Annotated in this window: 17 protein-coding genes; 11 read left to right on the forward strand and 6 right to left on the reverse strand. The window is 48.8% G+C overall.

Annotated features, from left to right (window positions below; translation table 11 throughout):
• From B5D40_RS15565 to B5D40_RS04970, 10 genes are all read left to right on the forward strand, one after another.
• On the forward strand, positions 1-440 hold a 440-nt coding region (locus B5D40_RS15565), incomplete at its 5' end, for a hypothetical protein (RefSeq protein WP_078776359.1).
• On the forward strand, positions 437-760 hold the full coding sequence (locus B5D40_RS04940) for a hypothetical protein (protein WP_078776008.1): 324 nt from the start codon (positions 437-439) through the stop codon (positions 758-760). The genes B5D40_RS15565 and B5D40_RS04940, both read left to right, overlap by 4 nt.
• Positions 757-1236, forward strand: a complete 480-nt coding sequence (locus tag B5D40_RS04945) for a hypothetical protein (protein WP_078776009.1) — start codon at positions 757-759, stop codon at positions 1234-1236. Before B5D40_RS04940 ends, B5D40_RS04945 begins: the two co-directional genes overlap by 4 nt.
• Positions 1233-1742 (forward strand): hypothetical protein, encoded by a 510-nt coding sequence (locus tag B5D40_RS04950; RefSeq protein ID WP_078776010.1) that lies wholly within the window; start codon positions 1233-1235, stop codon positions 1740-1742. The genes B5D40_RS04945 and B5D40_RS04950 overlap by 4 nt, the downstream gene beginning before the upstream one ends.
• Positions 1729-2049 carry a hypothetical protein gene (locus tag B5D40_RS15895; RefSeq protein WP_078776011.1) on the forward strand — a complete coding sequence of 107 codons (321 nt, stop codon included), beginning with the start codon at positions 1729-1731 and terminating at the stop codon, positions 2047-2049. The genes B5D40_RS04950 and B5D40_RS15895 overlap by 14 nt, the downstream gene beginning before the upstream one ends.
• The gene (locus B5D40_RS15570) at positions 2046-2219 is read left to right on the forward strand and encodes a hypothetical protein (RefSeq protein WP_158222078.1); all 174 of its coding nucleotides are present in this window, start codon (positions 2046-2048) and stop codon (positions 2217-2219) included. The genes B5D40_RS15895 and B5D40_RS15570 overlap by 4 nt, the downstream gene beginning before the upstream one ends.
• Positions 2216-2404 (forward strand): hypothetical protein, encoded by a 189-nt coding sequence (locus tag B5D40_RS15235; RefSeq protein WP_143394366.1) that lies wholly within the window; start codon positions 2216-2218, stop codon positions 2402-2404. The genes B5D40_RS15570 and B5D40_RS15235 overlap by 4 nt, the downstream gene beginning before the upstream one ends.
• The gene (locus B5D40_RS04960) at positions 2368-2694 is read left to right on the forward strand and encodes a hypothetical protein (RefSeq protein WP_143394367.1); all 327 of its coding nucleotides are present in this window, start codon (positions 2368-2370) and stop codon (positions 2692-2694) included. Before B5D40_RS15235 ends, B5D40_RS04960 begins: the two co-directional genes overlap by 37 nt.
• Positions 2695-2703: 9 nt before the next feature.
• Positions 2704-2913, forward strand: coding sequence for a helix-turn-helix domain-containing protein (locus tag B5D40_RS04965; RefSeq protein ID WP_078776013.1), 210 nt, complete (start codon positions 2704-2706; stop codon positions 2911-2913).
• 10 nt (positions 2914-2923) lie between these two features.
• Entirely contained in the window at positions 2924-3925 is a 1002-nt protein-coding gene (locus B5D40_RS04970; protein ID WP_078776014.1) for a tyrosine-type recombinase/integrase, read from the forward strand.
• A gap of 1336 nt (positions 3926-5261) precedes the next feature.
• Here B5D40_RS04970 and B5D40_RS04980 read toward each other — a convergent pair.
• The 5 genes from B5D40_RS04980 to B5D40_RS05000 form a co-directional block, all read right to left on the reverse strand.
• Positions 5262-6143 (reverse strand): GDP-mannose 4,6-dehydratase, encoded by an 882-nt coding sequence (locus B5D40_RS04980; protein ID WP_078776016.1) that lies wholly within the window; start codon positions 6141-6143, stop codon positions 5262-5264.
• Positions 6143-7162 (reverse strand): GDP-mannose 4,6-dehydratase, encoded by a 1020-nt coding sequence (gene gmd, locus B5D40_RS04985; RefSeq protein WP_078776017.1) that lies wholly within the window; start codon positions 7160-7162, stop codon positions 6143-6145. The genes B5D40_RS04980 and gmd overlap by 1 nt, the downstream gene beginning before the upstream one ends.
• A gap of 22 nt (positions 7163-7184) precedes the next feature.
• Positions 7185-8189, reverse strand: coding sequence for a YfiM family lipoprotein (locus tag B5D40_RS04990; protein WP_078776018.1), 1005 nt, complete (start codon positions 8187-8189; stop codon positions 7185-7187).
• 56 nt (positions 8190-8245) lie between these two features.
• Positions 8246-8992, reverse strand: coding sequence for an SDR family NAD(P)-dependent oxidoreductase (locus tag B5D40_RS04995; protein ID WP_078776019.1), 747 nt, complete (start codon positions 8990-8992; stop codon positions 8246-8248).
• 490 nt (positions 8993-9482) lie between these two features.
• Positions 9483-10130: a hypothetical protein gene (locus tag B5D40_RS05000; protein ID WP_078776020.1), complete on the reverse strand. Its 648-nt coding sequence runs from the start codon at positions 10128-10130 to the stop codon at positions 9483-9485.
• 315 nt (positions 10131-10445) lie between these two features.
• Here B5D40_RS05000 and lexA point away from each other — a divergent pair, with 315 nt between their 5' ends.
• Complete coding sequence (gene lexA, locus B5D40_RS05005) at positions 10446-11096, forward strand: transcriptional repressor LexA (RefSeq protein WP_073302347.1); 651 nt, start codon at positions 10446-10448, stop codon at positions 11094-11096.
• Positions 11097-11187: 91 nt separating this feature from the next.
• On the opposite strand, the gene B5D40_RS05010 is transcribed toward lexA, so the two are convergent.
• Positions 11188-12282: a hypothetical protein gene (locus tag B5D40_RS05010; RefSeq protein ID WP_078776021.1), complete on the reverse strand. Its 1095-nt coding sequence runs from the start codon at positions 12280-12282 to the stop codon at positions 11188-11190.
• Positions 12283-12367: the final 85 nt, after the last annotated feature.

Here is a 12367-nt window from a genome sequence, read left to right on the forward strand (position 1 = left end):
AAATGAAATTCGACGAGTCTAAAATTATCAACGCCCTGCACACAGACAGGGCAGTCGTAGGAAGCAAGGGATTCTTTGCGGACAAAATCATTGAGTTGAAACTAATGGTCGAAGAAGGCGATTGCATCCAAGAGCTGAAAGATGTAATCACCGAAGGATGCCCATATCCTTTCAAGTCTGACGCTGGAAACTTTTTCGACTTCTTCTACCCTGTCGAAATCGCGAAGAGAAAGAAACTGGTTTCGTTTACTTGGGAAGACCGTGAAATGCTGCGGGGGAAGTGGTATCGAAAAAAAGGCAAAGAAAACGAGTATACAATAACTCTATTAAACCGCTTTTCCGATGGAACATTTGGCATTGACGCAATTCCTGCGGAAAACTTCTTAACTGATTGTGAATTTCTCGACGGCTCGCCTTGCGGCAAGGAGGTGGAGGAATGAAGCCCGAAAAACTGAACAAGTTCATCGCCCAGATGAAAATCGAGCTTGCCGAGGCCGAGTCGAAGCACCCGCACTTCGCGGACGGATTATCCGAGCGTTCAGCAGGGAACGTGAAATTTAACCTTAAAGCAATGAGGGAAAAGAACGGGAAGCCCCCCTACATGGCCGACAGAATCATTTTAGAGGAAGTCTTTGAAGCTATCGAGGCATACCAGAAAGAAGACCTAGTCCCCGCCATGCTGGAACTCGCCCAGTGCGGGGCGGTGATTCTCCGCACTATGGAAATGCTGGAAAACGAAATAGAGGAGAAAGAACCATGACAAATTACATGACCGTAAACGAAGCCGAAATATACGAATTGAACGTACGTCTTTGGCGCATCAAACAGGCAATCGAAAAGCCTACAAAGGATTTGGGGTGCCCTAAACTGGATGCCGAAATCATGAAGCTGCGTTACAAGGCGACAAAATTTCTTCGGGACGTTCTTTTTATGCAGCAATACGTTTGGGAATGCGCTTCGGAAGAAGAAGAAAAATCTTGGAACGACAGGACGCCAGACCCGAAAGAACTTGTCAAAGAGTTCGATTTGCCCGTCGATGAAAAGCTGGCGGAAAGCATGTATAAGGACGAACTCGATGTCTGCGGAGAATTTGGGCCAGGCAATCATTTCCTGTCTATCTACGACCCTATGGACTGGTGGAAAGATTTGCCGGATGAACGCAAAAAGGAATTTCACGAAAACGCCAAGAAGTTTCTTGAAAAATCCAGAAAGATGATGGCGGAGGGTGCGAAATGACCGCAATAAAAACCGAAGAGGAACGCGCACGGCTGGACGAGCTGTACGCGCTCGTGGAAGCGGAAATGGACCATTCCGCCGGAGCTGGCGAAACGCCCGAAAAAGCGGAAGCCGGAAAATGGCATGAGCCGTTCGACAACACCCGCAGCGACGAAGGAATCAGGCGGTTCAAAAACAGCTTCCCGGACAACCCGCCGAAGGATGTCGCCGTGAACGTCCGCAGCTTCATCCACAATGGACTGCTCGTGGGACGCCGAGAAAAGTATCTCGCCGCCCATTACCTGAAACTCTACGAGGACGTGTTCCGCGGCGTAATGGGCGAGAAACGGGAAATCCGCGAGGAGCTGAACCGGCTTTCCGGTTTCGCCATGGCGGTAATTCAACGCCTCGAGAATTGCGAAAGGGCGGCGCGCGAACAGGACAACCACCACTACTACAAGATTTTCGCGGATTCCGTCCGGAAGCTCGCCGACAAATTGCAGGGGGTCGCCGATGTCGAAAACTGACGATTTCTACAGACTTGCCGCATTGCGGGCGGCGGAAGGATTCTCTGCGAAAGCACCGGGAAAAACGAAAGACCAACGCTACTACGCCTCGCACAAGGAACAGTGCCAAGCGAAAGCGAAAGCGTACCGCGCCGCAAACAAGGAAAAGGAACGGGAACGCCAGAGGAAATGGAAAAAGGCGCACCCCGAAAAATACAGGGAAAACCAAAGGGAATGGAATCGCAAAAACCGCGATAAACGGAACGCCTACAAGCGGGAATGGCGACGCAAGAAAAAGGAAGCCGCCAAGGCGCAGGAGGCCGCATGACCGAAATCACCATCCAACAGGCGGCGGCATTCTTCGCTGCATTGGCCATCATAACCGTCGCGTTCGCAGTCGGCGAAATCGTCCGCAGGAAGGCCGCCAAAAAAAAAGGCAAGCAGTCCATCTACGACGAGTGGGAACGCCGCCAAAAGGCGACGAGGGGGCGCAAATGATACACGAGGAAAATGCGTTCAAGGCCGAAAAGAACCGGACGGCATACAACAACGCCGTACGCCGCCTGATGGCCCGTTTCCCGTGCTGGGACTGCTCCAGATTGGGGCATTCCAACGGCGGGCTTGCCGAATGCGCAAAGGCCGGGAAGTGCCTACGCAATTTCCCCGAGAGGAAGACCAAATGAGCGACTACGGATTCACCGGGGCTGGCGGCTACCCGCTGAACCACGAGCCGTACGCCGTCACCATCCCGCTGTCGGATTACGACGCGACTATGGAAGAGCTGCGGAAGCTCCGAAAAGAGGCCGAGGAACTGCGGTGCTGCGCCAACTGTCGGCATTCAGGGAAGAACCTCCCCGACATTCCGGGGCACCGGTGCGCAGAATGCCACGGCGGCGAGGCGTTCTGCATCGTGGACGAGAAATTCCACGACTGGGGCGACAGGTGCATAAACTGGGAAATGAAAAACAAATAGGAGACAAAAATGGAAAACATGATTGTAATAAACAACAGGCAATACATGGGAATCGACGAAGCGGCAAAGTCGCTCGGAGTCAGCGTACACCACGTCCGGCGAGAGATGTACAGGCAAAACATCCGCTACTTCAAGCACGCAAAAAGGGTCTTGTTTTTGCCCGAATGGCTTGACGAATGGGTTGAGCGGCAAATAGTCAAGCCGCGCCCGAGGAAATAGGAGGTTTGCCATGATAAGGCTATCGCTTTGCCAGCGTAACAAGGCACGCAAGATAATGACATGGTACGCCCGCATCTTCGACACGGAGAGCGGCAAAATCCGCTACGAGAGTCTAGGAACGGCAAAGAAGGCTGAGGCTTTTGAACGCCTTGCGGAGATGAAGGCGTCGGGCACGTTTTCCGGCGACGGCAAAAAACGCGTGACGTTCAAGGATGCGTTCGATACGTATATAAAGCATCTGGAAAGCAGGAACGCTAGCCATCACTCGATAAATCGGGCGCAATTCGTAGCTAGGACGATGAAAAGCGTCTGGACGCTCAACATTGCGGGCGTAGAAAAGAAAGCGCTTCTTGACGCCTTTGACGAAACGAGAACGGGAAAGAAGGCTAGTTCATATAACAACGAAAAAAACATCCTTAAGACGGCTTTGAAATATGCGATAGAAGTCTTTGACCTTGACATTCGCAATCCCGCGGAAATAATCAAGAGCAGGAAAGCGCAAATGGCGGAACGCGACTTCTGGACTCCCGATCAGATTGACCGCATTCTCGATAAGGCGCCGAGACCTACTTATCGCATCGTGTGGGCGCTAATGGCATTCGCAGGCCTACGCATCCACGAAGCGATAAAGGCAAAGCCCGAAGACATCATTGACGGTCACTTGTACGTAATTGGAAAAGGCAACAAGGCGGCAAAGGTTCCTGTTTCCTCACGTCTCAAAAAAGAGATAGAGATAGCCGGAGATGCCTGGAAGCCTTACGCAATAAACGCTCAACTGAAAGTACTAAAGAAGGCGGCTGCAACGGCTATCACCGAGGGGTTCCAGGGCGAGGCGACGAACCACCGATTCCGGCATTCTTTCGCAAGCAACCTTATCAGGTCTGGCGCTAACATCAAGGCGGTGCAGCTGCTCATGCGGCATTCCAACATCCAGATGACCCTTAACACGTACTCCCACTTATTGAACAGCGATTTAACAGATGAAATTGAAAAAATGTTCGGGAATTATTGACGCTTTGACTGGAAACTCGTATATTTGACATCGGAAAAGAACTTCATTGTTGTTCCATTATGGTAGTAACCCTCGCACATCGGTGCGGGGGTTCTTTTTTTTGTGCTCAAAAAAATGCTCACTTGTCCCGCAAGCATTGTAATTATTGACATTTTGCATTCCAGCATAGAATCACGCGGGTTCGGAAAATCTGACGATTTTCCTGTTTTATCCAGGTTTTTCGCCAGCAAAACAGGTCCGTGTAACAATCATTCTTCCATCTTTTTTTGGGGACTTATATATAAGTTCCACCCGATTTGTCGATGTCTATAAATACTAGAGTTTTTGCATTCTCCGAGTTTCTTGAACATTAGTGGAGAGAAAAAAAGAACCCCTACCTAAAAAACACGACTTTTTATTTCCGCAAGGAACATGACGCCGAACGAAAAGAGTTGCAAGTCCAGGCTCTTTGCTTGCCTCAAGGATCGCGGGCTTTGCACAATTCGTCTAAAGGAGCAAAGCTCCTAAAACTCATGGGCGGGGGATAGGGTGAAGGGGAAAGGGGGCTGGCCTTCGCAAAAGCGTGCAAGGCTAACGTTGCGCCGCAAGCTTGCTTGCAGGCATTACTGAGCCGCAGCCGCGGACGCAACGCGTCAACTCCGAAGCCCCCTTATCCCTTCCGCCCGCCGCGGCTTTGCACAATTCGCCTAAAGGAAGCAGAGCTTCCAAGGCTCATGGGTAGGTGAGCCTCTCGCAGTCTGCGAAAAAAAAGAAAAATCTGGAGGCGAGAGAAAGGACAAAAAAGCCCGACTCCCCAAAAAGAAAATTTTTAATCGAGTATCTGGTGGAGGATTGTATATAATTCCCTTTTTTTGATTTGCAATTTTAAGCTCCAAGCGCTAAGCTCTAATCCCTAACTTCGATTTGACGAATGGGGAATTTGCACAAAAACGGTTTTGTTCGCTGCTTGCATTTTAAATGTTGCATAGTATTCTCCTTCCTCATAGAGTCACGCGGATTCGGAAAATCTGACAATTTTCCTGTTTATATAGGTTTTGCGTTGGCAAAAACAAATCCGTGTGACAATCATTCTTCCATCCTTCTTTTGATTTTGCAACTCCTCGCTCCCAACTCCTAATTCCTAAATTCAATTTGACGAAACGGAACCTGGGGATCAGTTGTCGGTTGCCGGTCGCCAGCGATCAGAACTTAAAGCTTGGAACTTAGTTTCTAGAGTCTGCAAATCGAGCTTCAAATGTTCGCAATTCTAAGCTCCAAGCTCTAAAATCCAAGCTCCGACAACTGACCGCAAACCTCCAACCACCGATTACCAACTCCCAACCCCTGACACCAATAACTAAAAAGCCCTATAAAATTCGAACATCCTCCGAATCGTCTCGCAAATGGGCGTTCCACGCCAAAACTTCCGAATCCGAGAATTGTCCGCGCAAAGATAGGGAATATCAACAGGCCGCATTTTCGCCGCATCCTGCACGATTTCAATCGGAACTTTCGCAAACCCAATAATCGTTTGCAGCAATTCCTGCATGGAGTAAGCGATGCCGGAACCGACATTGTAAACCGCCCAGGCATTATCGTTTTCGAGCAGCATCCGATAGACATGAACCACATCTTCTACATCCGAGAAATCCCGGACGGCAGTCAAATTTCCCACATAAATTTTCCCGGGCTTTCCGCTCTTGTCGATTTCAGCGACCTGTTTGCAAAAACTGGGGAGCGCAAAAGTCGGCGTTTGCCCGATTCCCGTATGATTAAAAGAACGCGTGCAGACAATTCGCATTCCGTATTTTTTCCGATAGAGCTCAGCAAAATTTTCCTGCGCAATTTTGGTGATGCCATAAGGATTGCTCGCTTCCAGAGCGTCCACTTCAACCAGCGGAGAATTTTTGGCCGCATATTCCTCTGCACTACCGATAAGAAGGACTTTTGCCGAGGGCGCAAAACGTTGAACCGCATCGAGTAAATGCAGCGTCCCTTTGATATTGACATCCACTGTCATCACCGGATTTTTCCAGCTTTCCCCAACGGAGCTGATTGCTGCCAGATTGATAACATAATCGGGATCCGCATTTTGTACCGCAGCATCCACGGCGGATTTTTCCAGTAGATTGAACTCCGGAAAGTTCGCCTGCACCACCTGATGACCCGCTTGAACAAGTTCACGAACCAGATAGCCGCCGACAAATCCCGATGCGCCGACAACAAGGGTTTTCGGCATCAAATTTTCCCTTCCGCCAAAAGTTTCCGGTCGTTTTCCACCATCCGGCAAACAAGCTCGTCATAAGAAATTTTCGGTTCCCAACCCAAAACCGTTTTGGCTTTAGCCGCGTCTCCAATCAGTAAATCCACTTCGGCAGGGCGGAAAAATTCGGGATTCACTTTGACAAGAACCCGATTCGTTCCTTTGAGCGTCGCAAATTCCTTCACCCCTTCTCCATGAAATTCCAATTCCATTCCCGCCGCCCTGAACGCCTTGGAAACGAAATCGCGAACCGTGTGCGTTTCTCCGGTCGCTACCACAAAATCGTCGGCTTTGTCCTGCTGCAACATGAGCCACATCGCGCGCACATAATCGGCGGAATGCCCCCAATCGCGGCTGGCATTCAAATTTCCCAATTCCAAGCATTCTTGTAAACCCGCTTGTATGCGGGCAACGGAAATCGTAATTTTCCGGGTGACAAATTCCGCGCCACGGCGTTCCGACTCGTGATTGAAAAGAATCCCGGAGCAAGCAAACATCCCATAGCTTTCCCGATAATTTTTGATAATCCAGTGCCCGTAAAGTTTGGAAACCCCATACGGACTTCTCGGGTAAAAAGGAGTTTTTTCGTTTTGCGGAACAGCCTGCACCTTGCCGAACATTTCACTCGTACTTGCCTGATACACCCGGGTCTCGGGCTTCACCAGGCGCACCGCTTCCAAAAGTTTCGTCACGCCAATCGCGTTGATATCCGCCGTCGAAAGCGGCGTCTCCCAAGAAGTCGTCACAAAGGATTGCGCCGCCAAATTGTAAATCTCGTCGGGCTTGGCAATTTCCATCGCCCGCAGTAGCGACGCCGAATCCGTCATATCGCCAAAGAGAAACGTGACTTGGCCTTTCAAATGTTCCGCATTATTAAAATCCAATTTGCTTTTGCGGCGTACCAGCCCATAGACTTCGTAACCTTTTTCCAGAAGCAATTCCGCCAAATAGGAACCGTCCTGCCCCGTAATACCGGTAATAAGAGCTCTTTTCATAGCCATAAGATATAAATTTCCTTTAGAACTTTATCGGATAAAGCAAGAAAAACTTTACGTCGGGATAAACCTGAAAAGTCGGAGCCGGCAATTTGATGTAATTGAGCATCCGAACGACGTTGCGCGCCCAACGCTGATGCGGTTTGAACACCCCCTCCAAATCGTAGTCCAGAGCGACATAAAACTCGTGATGTCCCTTTTTCGACACGTGCCGATTCTTCTTTTTATAGAAAGTGCTCGGCGAAACGCTCCATCCACCCGCAACGGCAAGCCACGACGGCCAAATCCAGCGAGCGGACTGCGGCAATAGGCGATGCACTTTTAAAGAGAGCCAAAATGTTTCGTTGCAGTAATCGTCCGTGAAGACACCCGTATCGGTTTCTCGCCAATAGGCTTCGGAATTTCTCCAGTAACTGTATTTAAAATCGATGTATTTGAAAAACGGAACATAGCGTTTTGCCATCGGATAGAAACCGCCCAAAGTTCCCGACAGCACATCGAAAATGCTGAATCCCCATTTGGGCGCAAAACCGTCCTTAATATCGATAGCGATATGGGTGGACATGGCCGAAAGTCCCGCCGCCAAATAGGCCTGAAATTCCGAGAGCCCCGCCCAATAATAGCCCAAATAAAACCCTTCCGCCAAGAAAACGCCTGCGGCAAAATGCCCGGCTTTGTCCAGATTTTTCGCATAATCAAAATCATTTTCAAAATGGAAATGCGAACGTTCGTCGTCCCACCAGCCCTTGGCAAAAACCAGAGCATAAGCGGCTCCGTATGCCGTCGCCGACAAAGCGATCATGCCGCCAAATTTGAGAGGCGAAAAAATTTGCAGGGAATCCGACCCCGGATCTTCGGAACGGTAATCCCCTTCAGCGTCTCGCCAAAAAGGACTGGAAGTCAAACAATCCGAAAGGGGAGCTAAAGCAGACTTTCCCGAATCCGGCATAACCTCCGAAGAATCCGCCCAAACGGGAATCGCCAAAAAAACGGCAAAAGCCAGTATGAAAAATCGATTTTTCAGCACGGCTAAAAATTAGAAAACAAAACCGTTTGTCGGCACCCTAAAAAGCAGAGAGTTCGTTACAAAAACAACTTGGGAAAGGTTTTCGCTTTTTCTAAAGCGGCTTCCAGCGTCATGCCTGTAAAATTTTGCGCGCCCAGATTGCGCCCGCTGATTTTATCATCGACAAAAGCTCCAATGCAAATTCCCGGTATGACGCTGTCCGGATCATTCGGAGCCTGTGGGCCGCCCAAATCTGTGCGGCACCAGCCCGGATCCGTCAGATTGATACAAACATCCGTTCCATCCAATTTACCGGCCAAATCGAGAGTCACTTTGTCCAAAGCGGCTTTGCTAGCCGAATAGCCGGCCTGTTCCGGCTCGTTCCGAATGCCGCTCGTCGTATTGATCACACGGCCCCAACCCCTTGCAATCATCGGGGGAATAAACGCATAGCACAGCATCATGGGAGCAATCGTGTTGATGGCGAAACTCTGCGCATAATCTTCGGCAGGGGTTTGATAATAATCCTGACGGTAAGCGATTTGCACGGCAGCGTCATTAAAAAGGATATCGACCGGCGTTCCTTTGGAACGGATTTCATCTATCATTTTTTGAACCTGCGACAGATCCGAAAGTTCAGCGGCAACATCGTAAGCTTCGACTCCCAGAGCACGAACTTCTTGCAAGACCGCCGCCGTATGCTCCAGAGAACGACTGTGCAAAATCAAATTGCAACCATGCTGCGCCATAAAAATGGCAATTCTATAACCGATTCCGCGATTCGCACCCGTTACAAGCGCCCATTTTCCTTTTACATTAGTCATATTTTTTAGTATATCCTTCCTTTGTCATGAGTTCAAGCAAATTTTTCTTTGCAAGCCGAAAATTTTAAAGGGAATCATATGCAATTCTCCACCAAGATAAACTCGGTTGTCAGTTATTAGTTGTCAGTTATTAGTTGTTAGTTATTAGTTTTCAATTCCAACTCCCAACTCCTAACCGATCCCTGCCCTTCGATAAACTCAGGGACCGTTTGTCGAAGCATGGTTGGTGTGCTTCGACAGGCTCAGCAACCGCTTGTCGAACCACTTCACCAAAGCAATTTTTAGAGGAAGCCTACAGCAACTCTTTCTACATTTTTCTGCAAAGCATCAAGCCTGAAAAGAATTAGCCTAACCTTCGTTTTTCCATAAGGCATTTCAATTCGCATCGAAAGGCAAAGGCCTCGTGGCATTTATCGCTAAATATTGGATTTTCTTTTTATACAAAAAGAGCTCGCATTTCTGCGAGCCCTTCGCTTTGAAAAAGCGCGGATTAAGCCTGTGCTTCTTCCGTAGATTCCGGAGAATCTTCTACCGGAATTTTCTTCACGACGTTGCGACGACCATAACGAACTTTGGCCGGATCAAATTCGGCACCCAGCGTCGTTTCCACTTCCGCAGCCGCAGGAGCAGCGGGAGCCGCAACCGGAGCTTCGGGAAGAGTCGCCTGAATTCGCGGAGGAAGAGGACGACGTCCGCCTTCTACGCGGGGAGTTTCTTCAACTGCCGGAGCCGGAACCGGATCTACAGGAGCAGACGGAACGTTATCGACAGGAGCCGCAACCTGAGTGGTTTCGGGTTGCGCAAAATCGCGACGGCCAGAACGGACTTCATTGCGACCGTTACGACGATCATTACGGCGATCGTTTCTGTCACGATTAAAAGAACGTTCCTGACGGTTCGCATTTCCTGAATTGCCACGTTCACGACGATCGTTATTCCGATTATTTTCCCGGCGGTCATTATTGCGCGCAGCCATATCCTGAGCACTGACCGGGTGACGGTTCGGTTTCAGATTCGTATCGGAAACCCGTTTGACAATCGGAGTGTGAAGCATCGTGATGAGCTTATTCACCTTGGAAAGGATAACAATCCCAAGGATAACCGCAATAGCGGCAAGAGCGAGAGTGATATATTCCATTTAAATTACCTCAATCTAAGGGTGGCACGAAAAGCGGCTGGAAGGACCGTAATTCTCGCGGAAGTCATCAGAAAAGGGCCATTTAATAACGCTCTAAAGAGCTCAACAGCCGTATGAAAAAGCCTCAACGGGCAAAATTCGCCAACCGGCGAAGAAGTAAATTGACTTCGACGCCTAATTTAGATAAATCGGCGATAAAAAGGCTCTTTTTCAACATAAAAAACGACAAAAAAGCTGTAAAAAAAATTTGTGCAGTGAATATATTGACAATTAAACAAATGTGCAGTATATTTAAAAAGAAAAACGAGGTATCACATGGACAAAAAGGCACTCACCGATAGGCAAAAAGAAATTTACGACTACATCCGTTCCTGTACCGAAAAAGAAAAAATGCCTCCCACCGTCCGGGAAATCGGCGACAAATTCGGCATTTCTTCCACAAATGGAGTCCGCTCGATTCTGGCCGCCCTAATTAAAAAAGGCTACATCCGCCGCGCCCCCCGGTTGAGCCGAGGCATTGAAATTCTCGAATCAACCCATTCTCCGCAGCGTGAACCGGAAACAAAAAATTTAAAAGACTTCGTAGAAGTACCTATCATCGGCAGAGTCGCAGCAGGGTCACCGATTCTCGCTGTGCAGAACATCGAAGGAACCGTTACGGTGGACAGGGATTTTCTGGCAAGCCAGCCCAATGTGTTCGCTCTACATGTAAAAGGGGATTCGATGATCAACGCTGGCATTTTTGACGGGGACCTCGTTTTTGCACGTTCTCAAACCCAAGCGGAACGCGGAGAAATCATCATCGCCCAAATCAACGATGAAGCCACCGTTAAATACTACCAGCCGCAACCCGATCATATTGAACTTCGCCCGGCAAACCCCAAATACCAGCCGATTATCGTCAATGCCAACAGTAACTTTTCCATTGCCGGTAGGGTGATTGGCGTCCTGCGGAAAATCAACTAGCAGAAAACGATCCGACCCCGGAGGTTCTCTCTAAAAAGAAAACGCCACAATTTCTGTAGCGTTTTTAGAAAGCAAAGTTTTCAAAGGAGGATTAGAGTTTATCCATATCAGAATCGTCCAAGTCGAGGTCCTTGTCCGCTTCATCGATTTCCTCTTGAGACGGTGCTTCGCCAAAATCGTCATCGTCACGGGCTTCATCCAAAGAATCCGCTCCGAGAAGCTTTGCCTGATAACTCAAGTGGCGGGCTTCCTTGGAACGCCCAAGTCCCAAAATTTCCGCACATTCTTCGCAATAGCCCAAATCCTTGTCCACACGGTATTCCGGAGAAACGGGATTGCGGCAGCACTTTGTACAAAGCTGACGGGAACACTCCTGGGTAAAGCGGATATTTTCTTCCTGCAATTCCGCAATCACACGCGCATAAAGTTCTTCTGGAGTTTCATCGACCAAAGAGGCTCGATGTCGCATGCTGACCGTCGGCTTTTCCCCCTCTTCCGTAGGGCCTTTTTTCCGGGAAGTCTTATCTTCCTGTTCGGCATCAATAATAAAGAATGCGCTTTTTGCCAAAACGCCCCCATTTTGCAAAAGAATGGCGTCGTCTTGAACAACAGGCTGCGTTTTTTTCGCATTAGAAGGTGTTGCGATTTTATTGCCGCCAGCCGAGCCGCTGCCCGATTTAGCGTCGTCGTTCGTTTTTGGACTATCAACGGGCTTGGCTTGGCCGATTCCTTTTTTTCCCGGTGTTTTTGTCACTGCAGGTTCGACTTTGGCATTCTTTGTTTCCGCCGACTTTTCCGACGTTTGAAGCACAACCTTCATTTCTTCCTTTTTTGTGCCATTTTTCGTTTTGACAGCCTTTGGCGACTCCGGTTTACCTTTTTCGATTTTTTTCGTCGATTTTGCCGCCGAATTTTTGACCGTTTTTACCGCCGCTTGTTTGGCGATTTCTTTCTTGGCCTGCGTTTTCTTTGCCGGCACCGTTTTTTTTGCAGACGACGATGCCGTCTTGGACGCCGACGCTGCGGATTTTTTTACGGGTGCGGCCTTTGCTACAGCCTTTTCATTTTTTTTCGGGGAAACATTCTTTTTTGCAGAAGACGCCGACTTTTGGGCGGATCCTACTTTTTTAACGTTCTTTTTTTCAGGAACCGATTTCTTTTTGGGCGGTTGTTTTTTAGAGCTCATGCGCGAAAATATAATAAAATTTCAATTTCATTTCTACTCATTCCCTTAGAACGCATCCCAAAATCCCTGTAAAAACACGCAAATA

It is taken from the genome of Fibrobacter intestinalis (assembly GCF_900167415.1).
Classification (GTDB): Bacteria; Fibrobacterota; Fibrobacteria; order Fibrobacterales; family Fibrobacteraceae; genus Hallerella; species Hallerella intestinalis.

Bases quoted from the DNA above. Each gene is read 5' to 3' on its own strand.
- B5D40_RS04940 (WP_078776008.1), top strand. From the start codon at position 437: ATGAAGCCCGAAAAACTGAACAAGTTCATCGCCCAGATGAAAATCGAG.
- B5D40_RS04945 (WP_078776009.1), top strand. From the start codon at position 757: ATGACAAATTACATGACCGTAAACGAAGCCGAAATATACGAATTGAAC.
- B5D40_RS04950 (WP_078776010.1), top strand. From the start codon at position 1,233: ATGACCGCAATAAAAACCGAAGAGGAACGCGCACGGCTGGACGAGCTG.
- B5D40_RS15895 (WP_078776011.1), top strand. From the start codon at position 1,729: ATGTCGAAAACTGACGATTTCTACAGACTTGCCGCATTGCGGGCGGCG.
- B5D40_RS15570 (WP_158222078.1), top strand. From the start codon at position 2,046: ATGACCGAAATCACCATCCAACAGGCGGCGGCATTCTTCGCTGCATTG.
- B5D40_RS15235 (WP_143394366.1), top strand. From the start codon at position 2,216: ATGATACACGAGGAAAATGCGTTCAAGGCCGAAAAGAACCGGACGGCA.
- B5D40_RS04965 (WP_078776013.1), top strand. From the start codon at position 2,704: ATGGAAAACATGATTGTAATAAACAACAGGCAATACATGGGAATCGAC.
- B5D40_RS04970 (WP_078776014.1), top strand. From the start codon at position 2,924: ATGATAAGGCTATCGCTTTGCCAGCGTAACAAGGCACGCAAGATAATG.
- B5D40_RS04980 (WP_078776016.1), bottom strand. From the start codon at position 6,143: ATGCCGAAAACCCTTGTTGTCGGCGCATCGGGATTTGTCGGCGGCTAT.
- gmd (WP_078776017.1), bottom strand. From the start codon at position 7,162: ATGAAAAGAGCTCTTATTACCGGTATTACGGGGCAGGACGGTTCCTAT.
- B5D40_RS04995 (WP_078776019.1), bottom strand. From the start codon at position 8,992: ATGACTAATGTAAAAGGAAAATGGGCGCTTGTAACGGGTGCGAATCGC.
- B5D40_RS05000 (WP_078776020.1), bottom strand. From the start codon at position 10,130: ATGGAATATATCACTCTCGCTCTTGCCGCTATTGCGGTTATCCTTGGG.
- lexA (WP_073302347.1), top strand. From the start codon at position 10,446: ATGGACAAAAAGGCACTCACCGATAGGCAAAAAGAAATTTACGACTAC.
- B5D40_RS05010 (WP_078776021.1), bottom strand. From the start codon at position 12,282: ATGAGCTCTAAAAAACAACCGCCCAAAAAGAAATCGGTTCCTGAAAAA.